The organism is Rhodococcus sp. AZ1 (assembly GCF_054979605.1).
This window is the reverse complement of sequence record NZ_JBUEQF010000001.1, coordinates 399,581-414,241: the sequence shown is the minus strand read 5'-3', so window position 1 is coordinate 414,241 and position 14,661 is coordinate 399,581. Positions and strand designations below refer to the sequence as shown.

The 14,661-nt window shown below is 66.9% G+C and carries 16 protein-coding genes; 9 read left to right on the top strand and 7 right to left on the bottom strand.

Annotated features, from left to right (window positions below; translation table 11 throughout):
• Positions 1-19: 19 nt before the first annotated feature.
• The 5 genes from ACY48E_RS01940 to ACY48E_RS01920 form a co-directional block, all read right to left on the bottom strand.
• Complete coding sequence (locus ACY48E_RS01940) at positions 20-823, bottom strand: carbohydrate ABC transporter permease (RefSeq protein ID WP_462870367.1); 804 nt, start codon at positions 821-823, stop codon at positions 20-22.
• Complete coding sequence (locus ACY48E_RS01935; RefSeq protein WP_462870366.1) at positions 820-1,674, bottom strand: carbohydrate ABC transporter permease; 855 nt, start codon at positions 1,672-1,674, stop codon at positions 820-822. The genes ACY48E_RS01940 and ACY48E_RS01935 overlap by 4 nt, the downstream gene beginning before the upstream one ends.
• Positions 1,675-1,751: 77 nt before the next feature.
• Complete coding sequence (locus tag ACY48E_RS01930; RefSeq protein ID WP_462870365.1) at positions 1,752-2,765, bottom strand: LacI family DNA-binding transcriptional regulator; 1,014 nt, start codon at positions 2,763-2,765, stop codon at positions 1,752-1,754.
• Positions 2,759-3,379: an HAD-IA family hydrolase gene (locus ACY48E_RS01925; protein WP_462870364.1), complete on the bottom strand. Its 621-nt coding sequence runs from the start codon at positions 3,377-3,379 to the stop codon at positions 2,759-2,761. The genes ACY48E_RS01930 and ACY48E_RS01925 overlap by 7 nt, the downstream gene beginning before the upstream one ends.
• Positions 3,380-3,399: 20 nt before the next feature.
• Complete coding sequence (locus ACY48E_RS01920; RefSeq protein ID WP_462870363.1) at positions 3,400-4,416, bottom strand: NADP-dependent oxidoreductase; 1,017 nt, start codon at positions 4,414-4,416, stop codon at positions 3,400-3,402.
• A 96-nt stretch (positions 4,417-4,512) separates the two neighbouring features.
• Here ACY48E_RS01920 and ACY48E_RS01915 point away from each other — a divergent pair, with 96 nt between their 5' ends.
• The 3 genes from ACY48E_RS01915 (at position 4,513) to ACY48E_RS01905 (ending at position 8,281) form a co-directional block, all read left to right on the top strand.
• A complete protein-coding gene (locus ACY48E_RS01915; RefSeq protein ID WP_462870361.1) occupies positions 4,513-5,628 on the top strand; it encodes a hypothetical protein in 1,116 nt (371 codons plus the stop codon).
• 49 nt (positions 5,629-5,677) lie between these two features.
• Entirely contained in the window at positions 5,678-6,097 is a 420-nt protein-coding gene (locus tag ACY48E_RS01910) for a VOC family protein (RefSeq protein WP_462870359.1), read from the top strand.
• Positions 6,098-6,283: 186 nt separating this feature from the next.
• Complete coding sequence (locus tag ACY48E_RS01905; protein ID WP_462870357.1) at positions 6,284-8,281, top strand: TerD family protein; 1,998 nt, start codon at positions 6,284-6,286, stop codon at positions 8,279-8,281.
• 34 nt (positions 8,282-8,315) lie between these two features.
• Here the strand turns inward: ACY48E_RS01905 and ACY48E_RS01900 are convergent, their stop codons facing one another.
• On the bottom strand, positions 8,316-9,515 hold the full coding sequence (locus ACY48E_RS01900; protein ID WP_462870355.1) for a metallophosphoesterase: 1,200 nt from the start codon (positions 9,513-9,515) through the stop codon (positions 8,316-8,318).
• Positions 9,516-9,783: 268 nt separating this feature from the next.
• Here ACY48E_RS01900 and ACY48E_RS01895 point away from each other — a divergent pair, with 268 nt between their 5' ends.
• The 6 genes from ACY48E_RS01895 (at position 9,784) to ACY48E_RS01870 (ending at position 14,052) form a co-directional block, all read left to right on the top strand.
• Entirely contained in the window at positions 9,784-10,116 is a 333-nt protein-coding gene (locus ACY48E_RS01895) for a hypothetical protein (protein ID WP_462870354.1), read from the top strand.
• Complete coding sequence (locus ACY48E_RS01890) at positions 10,113-10,649, top strand: DUF3558 domain-containing protein (RefSeq protein WP_462870352.1); 537 nt, start codon at positions 10,113-10,115, stop codon at positions 10,647-10,649. Before ACY48E_RS01895 ends, ACY48E_RS01890 begins: the two co-directional genes overlap by 4 nt.
• A 261-nt stretch (positions 10,650-10,910) precedes the next feature.
• Positions 10,911-11,243 carry a hypothetical protein gene (locus tag ACY48E_RS01885; RefSeq protein WP_462870351.1) on the top strand — a complete coding sequence of 111 codons (333 nt, stop codon included), beginning with the start codon at positions 10,911-10,913 and terminating at the stop codon, positions 11,241-11,243.
• A complete protein-coding gene (locus ACY48E_RS01880; protein ID WP_462870350.1) occupies positions 11,240-11,779 on the top strand; it encodes a hypothetical protein in 540 nt (179 codons plus the stop codon). The genes ACY48E_RS01885 and ACY48E_RS01880 overlap by 4 nt, the downstream gene beginning before the upstream one ends.
• A gap of 72 nt (positions 11,780-11,851) precedes the next feature.
• A complete protein-coding gene (locus ACY48E_RS01875; protein WP_462870349.1) occupies positions 11,852-13,285 on the top strand; it encodes a hypothetical protein in 1,434 nt (477 codons plus the stop codon).
• On the top strand, positions 13,282-14,052 hold the full coding sequence (locus tag ACY48E_RS01870) for an ESX secretion-associated protein EspG (RefSeq protein ID WP_462870348.1): 771 nt from the start codon (positions 13,282-13,284) through the stop codon (positions 14,050-14,052). The genes ACY48E_RS01875 and ACY48E_RS01870 overlap by 4 nt, the downstream gene beginning before the upstream one ends.
• Here the strand turns inward: ACY48E_RS01870 and ACY48E_RS01865 are convergent.
• Positions 14,001-14,654: an SDR family oxidoreductase gene (locus ACY48E_RS01865; protein ID WP_462870347.1), complete on the bottom strand. Its 654-nt coding sequence runs from the start codon at positions 14,652-14,654 to the stop codon at positions 14,001-14,003. The genes ACY48E_RS01870 and ACY48E_RS01865 overlap by 52 nt on opposite strands.
• Positions 14,655-14,661: the final 7 nt, after the last annotated feature.

Sequence of the window (14,661 nt, the reverse complement as noted above, 5' to 3'; positions counted from 1 at the left end):
TCTTCCTTTCGTGCGGAGTTCAGGTGAGCCGGCTGGCCAGGCCGTTGACGATGAAGCGTTGGCCGAGCAGGACGAGCGCGAGCGTGGGGAGCAGGACCATCAGGGTGCCCGCGTAGATGATTGCGGGAGTGGAACTTTCGCCGGACACGAGCTGGGTCAGACCCACCTGTACGGTGCGACGATTCGGGGAGTCGGTGATCAGCAGCGGCCAGAAGTAGCCGTTCCAGGCCGCGAGCGCGCTCCAGACGATGGCGGTGCCGAAGTAGGCCTTCGACATCGGGGTGACGATGCGGGTGAGGATCCGCAGATGCCCTGCGCCGTCGAGTCGCGCGGCCTCGTACACCTCGACGGGGATCCCCAGGAACGCCTGTCGCAGAAGGAACACCGGATATCCGACGGCGATGAACGGCAGGACGATGCCGATGATGGTGTCCTTGAGGCCGAGGGAGGTGACCAGTTCGAAGTTCGGGATCACCGAGCTCTCACCCGGAATGGCCAGTGTCGCCACGATGAGGGCGAGGGCGATGCCGCGTCCACGCCACCGCGGGAACACCAGGCCGTATGCGGCGGTGGCGGCGAACAACACCTGGGCGGTGGTCTGCAGCGCGGTGACGGCAACGCTGACGAGGTATTGGTGGCCGAGCGGCACGATGTCGAGTGCGCTGCGCACGTTGTCGAAGGTCAGCGAGCGCGGCAGCAGGCGACCGGCCGCGACGTCACCTGCGGGCATCAGAGCGGTGACCACCGTGACGTAGACCGGGAATCCGATCAGCACCGCCAGCAGTCCCAGCCACGTCCAGCGCAGCACCGATCCGGCTCTCATGCGCGCTCCCGTGTGAGCGCGAACTGCACGGCCGTCACGATCAGCACCAGGACGATCAGCACCAGCGCGATGGTCGACGCCTGCCCGTAGGAGGGCAGTCCGTTGCCGAAAGCGCGCTGGTAGAGCTCGTACACCAGGGTCGTGGTCGATCCTGATGGGCCACCGCGAGTGAGCACCTGCACCTGCGTGAAGATCTGCAGACCCGAGATGGTGTGGGTGACGAGCAGGAACAGCAGGGACGGCGCGATGGCCGGGACCACGATCGATCGTGCGGTTCGCCACTCCCCCGCACCGTCGAGTGCGGCGGCTTCGAGCACGGACTCGTCGAGTCGTGTCAGTGCGGCGATGATGACCAGGAAGGCGAAGCCGAACTCGTACCAGGCCGTGGCGACGGCGATGCTCACGATGGCCCATCCCCGTGATTCCAGCCAGGCAGGCCCGGCGATGCCGACCGATTCCAACACCCGATTGAGGGTGCCGACCGCCGGGGTGAACAGACCCGCGAACACTGCCGATGCCGATGCGCCCGAGTAGGCGAACGGGAGCGAGAAGATCATCGACGCAACACCTCTCGCCCGGCCGGCGGCGCGCCGGAGCGGGAGTGCCGCGGCCAGTGCGCCACCGATGGAGAGCACCACGGCCAGTGCGCCGATGGTCACGGTGGTCAGCAGCACCTGCCGCAGAGCGGGATCGGTGACGAGCTCGATGTAGTACTTCGCGCCGACGAAGCGCGTCTGGCGTCCCAGCAGATCCGACCCGTACAGGCTGAGCTGGATGCTCCGCAGCACCGGGCGGTAGACGAACACCGCCAGGACCAGCAGGCACGGCAGGACCAGTAGGGGTCCGCTCACGCGAAGGTGTGGAACGTTCCCTTTCATGTGTGGAACGTTCCCATAAAGTGGTGTCCGTCGAGCGGTGTTTTGCTGAATTACTGGTGAACGATCGCCGTCCGACCCGGCTGAAGATGGCCGGGCATACGGTGGTGGCGCACGTCCGGCTGGGAACCGTCGAGCAACGCCATCACGGCGTCGACGGCGGCGGTCGCAATGGTCTCGATGGGCTGCACCCAGGTGGTCAGTCCGAGAACCGGCGAGGCGAGCACCCCGATACCGTCGTATCCGGTCACCGACATGTCCTCGGGAACGCGCACATCGCGGCGGCGAAGCTGGTCCATCACCCCGATCGCGTACCGGTCGCTGGGGGTCATGATCGCGGTCACCGAGGCGTCGGCCAACACGGTTTCCACGGCCTGCTCGGTGGTCTCCGCCAGAGTGGCGGGAACCTCGAGTACCTGCACCTCGCGCTCACGCAGTCGCTCGACCATCGCCACCGTGCGCGGCGCCATGGTCAGCGACTCCTCGGGGGTCAAGGTCAGCACCGACACGCGCCGGTGACCGAGCGAGGCCACGTGATCGGCCATCGCGCGTCCCCCACCGATCTCGTCGCAGAACACGCTCACCAGCGACGAATCCGTCTCCGGGCGGCCCGCGACCACCAACGGCAGGCGCTGGGCCAACGGCACGATCTGAGCCGTGGACAGCAATCCGCTGCACACGATGAGCCCCTCCACCCGCAACTCCCGCAGGGTCTCGAGCGCACGTCGCTCGTCGGCGACATCGAAGCGGCCCGAGCCGGTCGCCGTCACCACGCGATACCCGGCCGCCGACGCTCGCTCCTGCATGGCGGTGAGCAGATGCCCGTAGAACGGTGTCGATGCATCACGCACGAACACACCGAGGGTGAAGGTGCGGTGCGCGGCCATCGCGCGGGCGACGGCATTGACCACGTAGCCCAGTTCCTCGGCCGCATCGAGGACACGGCGTCGGGTCTGCTCCCCCACACTGCCGGTGCCGGTCATCACCCGTGAGACAACGGATTTCGAGACCCCCGCGACGCGGGCGACATCGATGATGGTGGGGTCGCGCTCACGACCGATCACCACGACGCCCTCTCCAACACTCCCTCGGCCAACAGGTGCGCGCGCGCATCGTCGATGCCCGCCCACACGCGCGCGTTCCAACCGGCGGCGCGAGCGGCATCCACGTTCACCGGACGGTCGTCGAAGAACCAGATGTTTTGCGGCGCGGCACCGTACGCCAGTGATGCGTACGCGTAGATCCTCTCGTCGGGCTTCATCAGGGCGATGTCCGACGAGAAGAGGAGGGTGCCGAAGCCCTCGCTCCACGACGATCCCCGCACGGTGGACGCGAGCGAGGCCGGGGCGTTGGACAGCACCGCGGTAGCCGTGTCCGCCAGCTCGCCCAGGAAATCGACGGTGTCCGTGGAGGGTAGAGCCCACCGGCACGCGTCGATGTGGTCGAGTCGAGTCAGCAGGGCGTCGTCGACCGCCGAGGTGCGGCCGATGTCCGCGAGCACGGCTGTCCAGAACTCGGCCGGCGTACCGCCCAGGTCGTACCGGTCGCGGTGCGCCCAGTAGGCCGGCGCGAACACCTCCGGGTCGACGTCGAGGTGATCGCACAGATCGGCGATGGAGCCCTCGGGGGGAACCAGGACGCCACCGAGATCGAACACGACAAGGGAAGGGGAACGTTCCACTCCGTCACTCTAACGGCAGATCACCGAACATCGACCACCATCTTGCCGGTGTTCTCCCCCCGCATCATCGCCAGGAACGCCTCGGGGGTGTTCTCGACGCCACGAACGACGGTGTCGTCGAAATTGACGTGCCCGTTCTTGATCCACTCGGTCATGTCGGTCAGGAACGCGTCCTGGCGATCGAAGTGATTACCCACGATGAATCCCTGCAGACGCAGCCCCTTGCCGATCATCAGATGCAGGTTGCGCGGCCCCCGGGGCGCCTCGGTGGAGTTGTAGTCCGCGATAGCCCCGCACAGTGCCGCGCGTCCACCCCTGCGCAGCCTGCCGATGGCCGCCTCGAGGTGATCGCCACCGACATTGTCGAAATAGACGTCTATCCCGTCGGGCGCAGCCGCGGCGAGCAGATCGGCAACCCGCCCGTCCTTGTAGTTGAAGCCCGCGTCGAAACCGTAACGGCGGGTGAGCGTCTGGACCTTCTGCTCGGACCCGGCGGACCCGATCACCCGCGACGCACCCTTGATGCGAGCGATCTGACCGACCAGGCTGCCCACGGCGCCCGCCGCGCCCGAGACGAAGACGGCCTCGCCCGGCATGAAGGACGCGATGTCCAGCAGGCCCACGTACGCCGTCAGCCCCGGCATGCCGAGCACGCCCAGATAGGCCGAGAGCGCGATGCCCTCGAGGTCGGGCACCACCACGAACGACTGGATCGGACCCTGTGCGACGTCCCGCCAGCCCTGCATGTGGGTGACCACCGATCCGACGGGTACCGACTCGGCGGTCGACTCGACGACCCGGCCCACTGCACCACCGTCGAGCGGGGCATCGAGGGCGAACGGGGGCACGTAGGACTCGCCCTCGTTCATCCGTCCTCGCATGTACGGATCCACGGAGATGTACTCGTTGCGCACGCGAACCTCGTCGGGCCCCAGCGCTGGTAAGTCGACTTTCATGACCCGGAAGTTCTCGGCGGTGGGCCACCCCACGGGGCGGGAGGCGAGATGAATCTGTGTGCTGGTTGCCGTCGTGGTCATGGAAAACCCCTTTCGGTCGGCGATGTCCCTCCAGTATCCCGGCCTCACATGCAGTGGACCGACGTGCGTGTCGTGGACACGACATAGGCTGGGGCAATGGCATCGAAACGTCCGTCCGATCACGGGAGCAAGCGAGCCGCGAAAACCCGTGCACGTCGGCGCGCTCGAACCACCGGACCAACCCCGTCGGCCGCCGAGAGGTCGGTGCGGTCGGTGCTCGGCGAGTTCACCGCGTGGCTGCGCGAGGGTGAGATGGCGCCGGACGCCGAGACCGTGACCACCCTGGCCGGGAGTGCACTGACCCAACTCGCCAAGGCGCGCAAGGACTTCGAGGCCACCGCCTGGACACCGGACGACGCGCATGCCCTGCTCGATCTGGCCGACGCGGTCGCCGAGCGCAGCGAGGAAGCAGCGCTACGAATCGTGGCGTCGTCGCTGACCTTCCTGGACTTCCTCGACCGGACGGACGTCTGGGACGGCTCCGACGAGGACCTCGAGCACTGCCTCGACGACCTCGAGGACTACCTCGGTGGTGGGGAGCAGATGATCGATCCCGCCGACATCGAGCTGCCCACCATCGCACCCGCGCGCGAAACTGCCGCCCTCGCCGAGCTTCCGCTCATCGCTCGACTGGATGCGTTGCTCGACTGGGTGGGGCCGGGGCGCGCTCTGACCCCGTCGTCGCTGCACGAGCTGGCCCGGCTGCTGGGCAGTGACACCGAGCTGGCGTCGGAGTACGACGCTCCCGAGGTGATCGAACTCGCCGTGGCCACCCGCACGAACCTGCTCACCATCGACGACGGTGAGGCCACGGCCGGCCCAGCGGCGCAGCGCTTCAGCGGTCGCGATGATCTCGAGCTGCTGCGCGCGGTGCTCGCGGCATACGTCGAGGTGCAGCTGGTCTCGCAGGACGACGACGGCGGGACCCTCTACGTGGTGGACACCCTGGCGTCACAGTCGCTGCTGGCGGCCATGCTCCCCGATCCGCCCCCGAACAGCATCGAGGAGTCCTACGAGGAACTCGATCCGGACGACCGCCAGATCGCCCTGCTCAGCGGTGAACGACTACGCGAGTTCACCGAGCAGAGGTGGCTCGTCGGCGACGAGACCCTGGTGGTGCCACCGGAGCTGCGCCGCGCTGTCCTGGCCGGCATCGAAGCGGCCTTCCCGCTCGTGGACGACACCGAAGCCGCGGAACCGCCCGCCGGCTGACCGTCAGCGTGCAACCATCGGCGTCCACACACATTTGGAGGGGGCCGAAATGGCTGTACTACTGAACCCGTATCTGAACTTCCGCGGTGAGGCGCGCGCCGCCTTGGAGTTCTACCAGGGGGTCTTCGGGGGCGAGCTCGACGTTATGGACTTCACGACCACACCCGGCATGGCCGTGCCGCCCGAGGAGGCGCACTGGCTGATGCACGGCCAACTCGACACGCCCTCGGGATTGACCCTGATGTGCTCGGACATCCCGTCGTCCATGGAATTGACCACCGGCAACGCCTACAGCATCGCGCTCACCGGCGGCGCCGCCGACGATGCCGAACTGCGGAGGTACTGGGACGCCCTGGCCGTCGACGCGCAGTCGACGATGGGATTGGCCACCGCACCCTGGGGAGCGGTCTTCGGACAGCTCACCGACAAGTTCGGCACGAACTGGATGGTCAACATCGGGACCGAATGACCCGCACCCGCGGGATGTGGGCGAAAAGCGTCGCTCAGCGGAGGTTTTCGCCCACACTTCCGGCGGTGCGGAGGGTGAGGACCCTGCCATCCGCCAAAGTTCCGCGCGCGGCGCCCGCTGCGGCCGATCACTCGATAGTGTCTTGATCATCGGCTCTAGGCTTCGCCCGCAATCGGAGGATCACGAATGACGGCTTCAGTATCGATGACCAGTGGCCAAAACATCGGGCTCCCCGAGGATGTGCGGCATGTCGACATCTTGATCTCCTGGCCCGACTGCGATTGTGACATCGATGCCTCTGCCCTTCTCCTCGAGGGCGGAAAAGTTAGGTCTGACCATGACTTCGTGTTCTACAACCAGCCAGCCAGCTCCGACGGTTCCGTCATCCATCTAGGGAGAAGTACCTCCGAATCTGGTCCGCAAGAGTCTATCTCGATCAACCTGGAATACGTTCCCGAGGCTGTCGACTCGATCGCCATCGCGGGGAGCGTCCACAGCGGAACCTTTGGAGGAGTAAGCGAGCTCCGGCTTCGGATCGTCGATAACGCTGGAAGGGCAGTAGCGGAGTACGCGCCTGAACGAATGGACTCAGAGTCCGCACTAGTTTTCGCCGAGTTCTATCGTCGATCGAACCAGTGGAAGCTCCGAGCGGTAGGACAAGGGTGGGCGAGCGGCTTAGCAGGTTTGGCCGACGACTTCGGTGTGGAAATATCGAATCCGAACGAAGAATCAGGCAGTGAGCCCGATGGACTGCAGGCAGCGGTAGACGCCCCGCCGAAAGGCGTCGATATCGAGCAGACGTCTGTTGACGTCGACGAAAAGCCCCGTGCCGCTCCGCAAAAAACTCGCAGCCGCGGAGTTTCCACGACCAAGCCCTCGGCCAAGAAAATGCGGCCACCAAAGTTCGACTTGGCCGAGTCGGAATCCTGGCAACCAGCGCGCCTGTTCTCCGTAATTGGGGTGGGCGGCGGAGAGGAACAGGAACGTCGCGCTACGTCAGCATTGATCTCAACGATGCAGGCAGTCAAGCCGTTTGCCCGAGCGATCTGTTCACGGTTGGGTGCACCATCTGGCCGTTTCGAAGGTTTCGTGGAAGTTCCGTACTCGAAAGGCGACAGCAAAGTGTTCCCCGATGGAGTACTTCGCGTAGCGCGCGGGACCCGTGTGTGGACGGCGCTGCTCGAGGTCAAGACGGGCGCCGGGCAGCTCCAGAAGGAACAACTGGAGAACTACCTCGATGTTGCGCGCACCCGAAAGTACGACAATGTTGTCAGTTTATCCAATGACATACCTGCAGGCGCAGGCGAGCTTCCGGTTGATGTCGATCGCCGCAAAGTGGCCAAAGTAGCGCTTCGTCATATCTCGTGGGCAGATGTCTCGCACGACGCCCGTATGGTCCTTACACACGGCGCTCTCGATGACGCAACTCAGACGTGGATTCTCAGCGAGTTCCTGAGGTATCTTGCGCATCCACGATCCGGTGCTGCCGAGTTCGCTGACATGGGCGCGCACTGGGTCGCTGTCCGAGACAGCGTTGCTGCGGGAACACTTCGAGCAGGGGATCGCAAGGCGGTCTCCGTTGCCAATCGATGGGTTGCGCTGGCCCGCCATCTCGCTCAGCGCATGACTGCCGAACTTGGGGTGCCCGTCAAGCACGTACTGCCACGTCGGGTGGCGCAGGACCCAGAGGCCAGAACTGCGTACACCATCGATACCCTGTCGAACTCGGGCATCTTCGACGCGCTACTTCGTGTGCCCGACACCGCGGGCGACATCACGCTGGTCGCCGATCTCCGAACGAGTCGAGTCGACTGCTCCACCTCGATAGCGGCCCCAGATGAGGGCAACTCCCGCAGGAGGGTGGCATGGATGGTGAAGCAGTTGGAGGCAGCGCCGGCCGACCTGCAGGTGGAGGCCGTCTTCAGCGAAAAGGGGGTGGCGGCTTGCGAACATCTCGAACTGATACGGGCGAATCCACGGGCACTGTTCGACGGACGTGCCGGGGAAATCGAGAGATTCATTCTCAGGAGGCTTACGCCAATGGGAAGCAAGCGTGCGGGCACCACGTCCGGTTTCGTCTCAAGCGTGACCTCGTCTGTGGACGCCTTCTACGCAGACGTGCTCCAACCGATCCGTGAGTGGGTCCCCGCCGCACCCGAAGCGGCCCCACCCGACGGCGAGTGACCCGCGCCCGCAGGATGTGGGCGAAAAGTGTCGCTCAGCGGAGGTTTTCGCCCACACTTCCGGCGGTGCGGAGGGTGAGGACGGTGATCTCACTCGGCGCGAAGACGCGGAAGGGCGGGCCCCAGTAGCCGGTGCCGCGGCTCGTGTAGAGCTGGGTGCGGTCGCCGTGACGGGAGAGCCCCTGCACCACAGGCTGATCCAGGCGCACCAACCACCCGAACGGCCATATTTGCCCACCGTGGGTGTGACCGGAAACCTGCAGGTCCACCCCTGCCTCCACGGCCGCGTCGACCTGCTTGGGTTGGTGCGCGAGAAGAAACACGGGCAGGTCGGGGTCGGCGCCGTCGAGGGCCCGCGGCAAGTCCGCGCCGTGGCCCGGCTCCCCCGAACCGCGGGCCGTGCGATCGTCCACGCCCGCGATCACCAGTCGATCGCCACCGCGCTCGACCACCAGGTGCCGGTTGTGCAAGGTCTCCCACCCGAGGCTGCCCATGTGGTCGAGCCAGGACTGCGCTTCGCCGAAGTACTCGTGATTGCCCGTCACGTACACCCGCGCCAGTGTCGCCCGTGCGTGCGCGAGGGGGTCGACCTGGGACCGCCGCACGGCCACCGAACCGTCGGCCAGGTCACCGAGGTGGCACAGCACGTCCGGTGCGAGGGAATTGACCTTCTCCACCACACGCCGCGACCAGTCGGCGCGGTCGAAGGGCCCGAAATGGGTGTCGGTGATCATCACGACGCGAAGCCCGTCGAGCCCGGGTCCGAGCCGATCGAGCTGCACGTCCAGTGCGCGCACTCGCGGATCGCGCATCGCCTCGCGAAAGCCCCATAGGGCGACGACGGCGATGACCACCGCAGTCACGACCGCGACCATTCGACCACGCAGTGGATCGTCGACCCCCCAGAGCGCAAGGCGCAGAACGATACTCGCCACAGACCAGACGAACGCGATCCACGCCAGACCCAGCAGCACATCACCGACGCGCGCCGCGGCGTCGTTGTGGCGGCGGCCGTGTCCGGCCACCATCGTCAGCGGTTGCGCGACCAGCAGCACCGCGAAGAACGCGGTCGACGCGATCTGCACGGCCGGCGGCCAGTCGGTGCCCCAGAACGTGATGGTCCACCACGGCACCCCGAACAGGAGCAGCAGGATGCTCACGCCCACCGCTGTGAACGCGAGGCGACGTCCGAGCGGCACCCGTGGCTGCTCGACGGGGGTCGAGGTCTCGGTCATCAGTACTCGCCTTCATCTCATGAGTTGTCGCAACGAGAGTACTCGAGGGCGAATAGTGCCTGGTCGAGCGCGACACCGTACGATCCCCGCAACGGACATTCGGGACCGGTGGAACCGATCGGCTCGCGGGTGCGTCCGATACATAGGGGGGACGTCCGATCGACGCGGCGGGGGGAGTGACAGTGACGCACAGCGGGGGCACGCGCACAGTTGCTGCCGCGTCGATCGGACGTGGGTGGGGAATCGGGCTGATAGCCGGAGGGCATAGATGACGGACATCCTGCGCCTGTCGCCCGAAGCGGTCGACCAGTGCACTCGGGCGTGCGACGAGTACATGAAAGAACTGCGGGCGATTCGTGAGTATGCGCACGACATCATCGACCAGGGTTCCTTTGGCACACTCGGGTCTGGCCGGACACTCGCGACCAAGTTCGCCACAGTTGTCGCCGGAACCCCGAACTCCCTCTGCGAAGTACTCGACCAACACGTCGCCGCGATCACTGCGCTGCGGGATTCATTCCTTCAAGCCGGGCGCAACTATCTCGACGCCGACAACGCCACCGCGGCGGCACTCAGAGCACTCGACGAACCACACCGATGACCACCACAGAGCGTTCCCGCCTCGCGGCGTGCGTCCTAGTCGGCATCTCACTCACCGCGTGCAGTACAGCCATCGCGGGTGACCCAATCAGCAACGGCACCTGGAACACCTGCACCCTCCCCGACACCGCCATACAGGCAGCCGGGCTCGACCCGGCCACCAAATCCGAAGGACAAGTTTTCCGCGACGACTTCCCCCAATCCTGGCGATGCACATGGGACGGCGACAGGTACCTCGCAACAGTCGCCGCCGAGCCATACACCGTGCAACGACTCGCCACCTCCGACGCCTCCCTGCAGGTTCACCCCGTCACCATCGACGGTCGACCCGACGCCATCTCCTACATTTTCGACATCTCCGTGGGCTACGTCTGCAGCGTCGCCTTCACCGCCGGTGAACTCGCCACCAGAATCCAAATCGACACGTTCTCCACGGACGCCGCGACCGGAGAACACCTCGGCCCCGACGCCATCGACGAGTGCGCCATCGCCCTGCGCACCGCCATCGCCCTCAACTCCGCGATCCCCCGATGACCACCGCATCACACGACCGTTGGGGCGCACAGGCCCGGCCAGCTTCATGGCCCCACCTGGCGCCGGGACGACGTAGAGTTCGCCCACGAATATTCGGGCCGGTGGAACCGATCGGCTCGCGGGTGCGTCCGATACATAGGGGGGACGTCCGATCGACGCGGCGGGGGGAGTGACAGTGACGCACAGCGGGGGCACGCGCGCAGTTGCTGCCGCGTCGATCGGACGTGGGTCGGGGCGTGGGCCGACGCCGGGAGGGGCTCGATGACCGACATCCTGCGGCTGTCACCCGACGCGGTCGACCAGTGCACCCGGGCGTGCGACGACTACATCGATGACTTGAGGGCAATCCGTGTCAGCGCACCTGGAATTGTCGACCCGAGTTCGTTCGGAACCCTGGGCTCCGGTCGGACACTCGCGGCGAAGTTCACCACGGTGGTCGCCGGAACCCCCAACTCCCTCTGCGAAATCCTCGACCAACACATCGCCGCCATTACCGCGCTGCGGGATTCATTCATTCAGGCAGGCAGGAACTACCTTGACGCCGAGAACGCCACCACGGCAGCCCTGACCGCACTCGACGAACCGCACCGATGAGCACAACCTCACCGTTCTCCCGCCTCGCAGGGGCCGCCCTCCTCGGTCTCACCGCGGCCGCATGCAGCACCGCCATCGACGGGCAACCCGTCAGTAACGGCACCTGGAACACCTGCACCCTCCCCGACACCGCAATACAGGCAGCGGGACTCGACCCCGCCACAAAACGCGAAGGACAAGTGTTTCTCGACGACTTCCCCCAGTCGTGGCGCTGCTCGTGGGAGGGCGAAAGATTCCGCGCCATGGTCGCCGCAGAGCCCATCACTGTCGCGGAGCTGACCACCTCCGACGCCGTCCGCAACGTACGCCCCGTCACTCTCGACGACAGACCCGACGCAGTGACGTACGAACACACCCTCACACCGGGGTATGCCTGCGATGTCACCTTCACCGTCAAGAAACGAGCCACCCGAATCCAGATCGGCTCATTCCCAACAGACGCCGCGACCGGCGACTACCTCGGCCCCGACGCCATCGACGAATGCGCCATCGCCCTACGCACCGCCACCGCCCTCAACACCGCGATCCCGCGATGACCACCACCACGCCCTGCGCTGCGGAACCGGGGCCGGCCAACACTGACCACACGAGAGATCGGGGGATCAACCATGTCGTTGTTCGGAGTTGACATCGGCGATGTCGTGGACACGGTCGGCGGTGCCGCGAGCGCGGCCGGGGCGGCGGTCGGGAACGTCGGTGAGGAGATCGGGGACTTCTTCACCGGTGAGGATTCCGATCGCGAGCGGTACGTGCGGGAGGTTCAGGAACGCGGTAACGCACAGCGCGAGGGCATCTATGCGGACGAAGCGCGGGCTCGGGCCCAGCTGGCTCAGGGTGGCAGTGTTCTTCCGACCACCGTGATGCCGGAAGCGTTCGACGCGATGACTCACGAGGGCATCCTCGCCCACGTGAGCGCATTGGCCGCCGGCCGAGTGGCCCAGAGCAGCACAGCTTTCCACAACATTCAGGATCGTATCGGCGCTCTCGGTGAGACCCTCGGCGCCCAACTCCGCTCTGCCCTGACGGGCGAGTGGGAGGGAAGAACTGCAGAAGGCGCGGCCGCCGCTGTCGGTGGATACACCGCTGCCATGAGTCATCTCACCGCGTCACTCACCGTCGTGTCCGGAAAGCTGGCCGAAGCCGGGAGCGGGTTCGAGCAGACTGCACTGATGATCCCGCCCGCGTCCGGCATCAGCGGCACGGACGTGCTGCGCGTTGCCACCAGCTTCGTTTCGCCGCCCGCGCTGATGGGAACGCTGAGCGACGTGATGGCGAAGAAGGAGGAGGCTCGGCAGCAGGCGATCGCGGTGATGAAGACCGTCTACACGCCCGTGGTGGTCCAATCGGATACCGGTGTGCCCGTCCTACCGCCGCCGCTGGCACCGACCACCGGCGCGGGAGCCGGAGGCGACTCGCCCACGACCGCAGGCGGTGTCGGGTCGGGATGGCCGTCCGCGGTGTCGAACGCCTCCCCCGACGGCAGCTCGGCCGGTGAGGCGAGCACATCGGCGCCGGACGCTCGCCCCGCGAACACCACTGCCGCCGCAGCCGACACCTCATCGAACGGCGTAGCGGGAGCAGGCAATTCGGCAACAGGGAACTCGACCAACGGTACGTCGGGGCCCGCGGGCTCGGGTGCGGGCACCTCGATCGCGCAGGCCCCCGGAGCCGCACCCGGGCAGACCGGCGCGTTCACGGGCGGCCCCAGCAGTCCGCGCTCACCCTTCGGTCAGGGCCGGGGTGCCGGCTCGGGTGCGGGCTCGCGCAGCGGATGGAGCACGACATCGCCGTACGCGGTGTCAGCCGGTCCCCTCGGAACCGGAGCGGCCGGAGGCGGCACCGCTCCGGGCAGCGTCGGGGCGTCGGGGGTCACCGCAGCGCGCGGTGGCTACGGATCCGGCGCGGTGATGCCCGGCAGCGCCGGTGCACGCGGTGACAACGACACCGAACACACCACACCCGGCTACCTGGTCTCGGTCGACAACGGTGACGAACTGATCGGCGCCCTTCCACCGGTCGTGCCCCCGGTGATCGGCTCATGATCACCCGGCGGTGGTCGCTGACCTCGACCGAGTTCGCGGTGTTGTGGGAGCGCACCGGCCGAGACCGACTTCCGTTCCCGCTCAACTGGTTCGCCACACCCGGCTCCGCGGACGATGCGACACGCGAGCGCAACGACGCCGCGATCGACCTCGACGCGACGCCGGACAGCGGCCTGCGCGACGCGGTCGACCGGCTCGTGCAGCCGGAGCTGCGGCTGCACGCGGTGTCGGTCGGCTCGGCTACGGTTCGGCTGCACGGCGGGGTGGGTGCGGCGTCGGCGGTGATTGCCGAGCAGGACCCGTCGGGTGCCGTGCGAGTGGTCGAATGCGACCGGTTCCAGTTGCCCGCCGAGATCGCGCGTCTGGTGGTGTCCACACCGGGAACCAGCCTGTCGCTGAGCGCACCACATTCATCGCTCACACAGCCGACGTCGATCATGACGACCACCTCCGCCGCGCCGACCTCCGATGCCGAACTGATCGCCGCGCTCGAGGCGCGGGTGCGCACCGGCGGCGGCGAACTTCTGGTGGGCTATTCGGACAACGACGACGGGCTGATCAGCCGACCGCACGGTGGCTGCCGTTGGATCGACGTGGCCGACGACGGTCGGTACCTGCTGACGTCGTCCGCCGACGCGGACCCGATCCTGCACGTCGAACCTGCCACCGCACCGGCCGTGACAAGGGCGGTAGCAATGCTGCTCGATGCCGCCGTTCAGGTCGCGATGGCATCGTCGATCGGGATACGCCCGGCCACGAACTCGTAGGTCCTGCCGTTCGTTTCCGGGCTCGCGATCACGGCGGCCAGCACGTCTGCCACATCGGCGCGGCTCACCGAACCGCCCGTCGACCCCTGCTCGCGGGTGAGTATCGATCCCGTCGCCGCGTCGTCGGTCAACGTTCCCGGAGCCACGATGGTCCAACTCAGTTCGCTCGCGCGCAGGTGAGCATCGGCAGCCGCCTTGGCCTCGGCGTACGGGAAGAACGAGCTGGTCTCGGGCACACCGTGATTCGGCCCCGCACCGAAGTACGAGACCATCACGAACCGCGGGCGGGGGGAGGCGGCGGACGCAGCGTCGATGCAGCGGATTGCCGCGTCGCGGTCGACGGCGTACGTGCGGGCCGGGTTCCCACCACCGGCACCGGCGGAGAACACCACCACATCGGCCCCGGCCAGCTGCGCTCCGATCTGCTCGACGCTCGCGGTCTCGACATCGAGGACCGCGGGCGTGGCCCCCAGCGAGGCGACGGCGTCGGCGTGGTCCGGGTTGCGGACGACGGAGATCACCTCGTGCCCTCGCACGACGAGCGTGCGCGCGAGCAGCCGGGCAATCTTGCCGTGGCCCCCGATGATGACGATGCGTGACATGATCCCG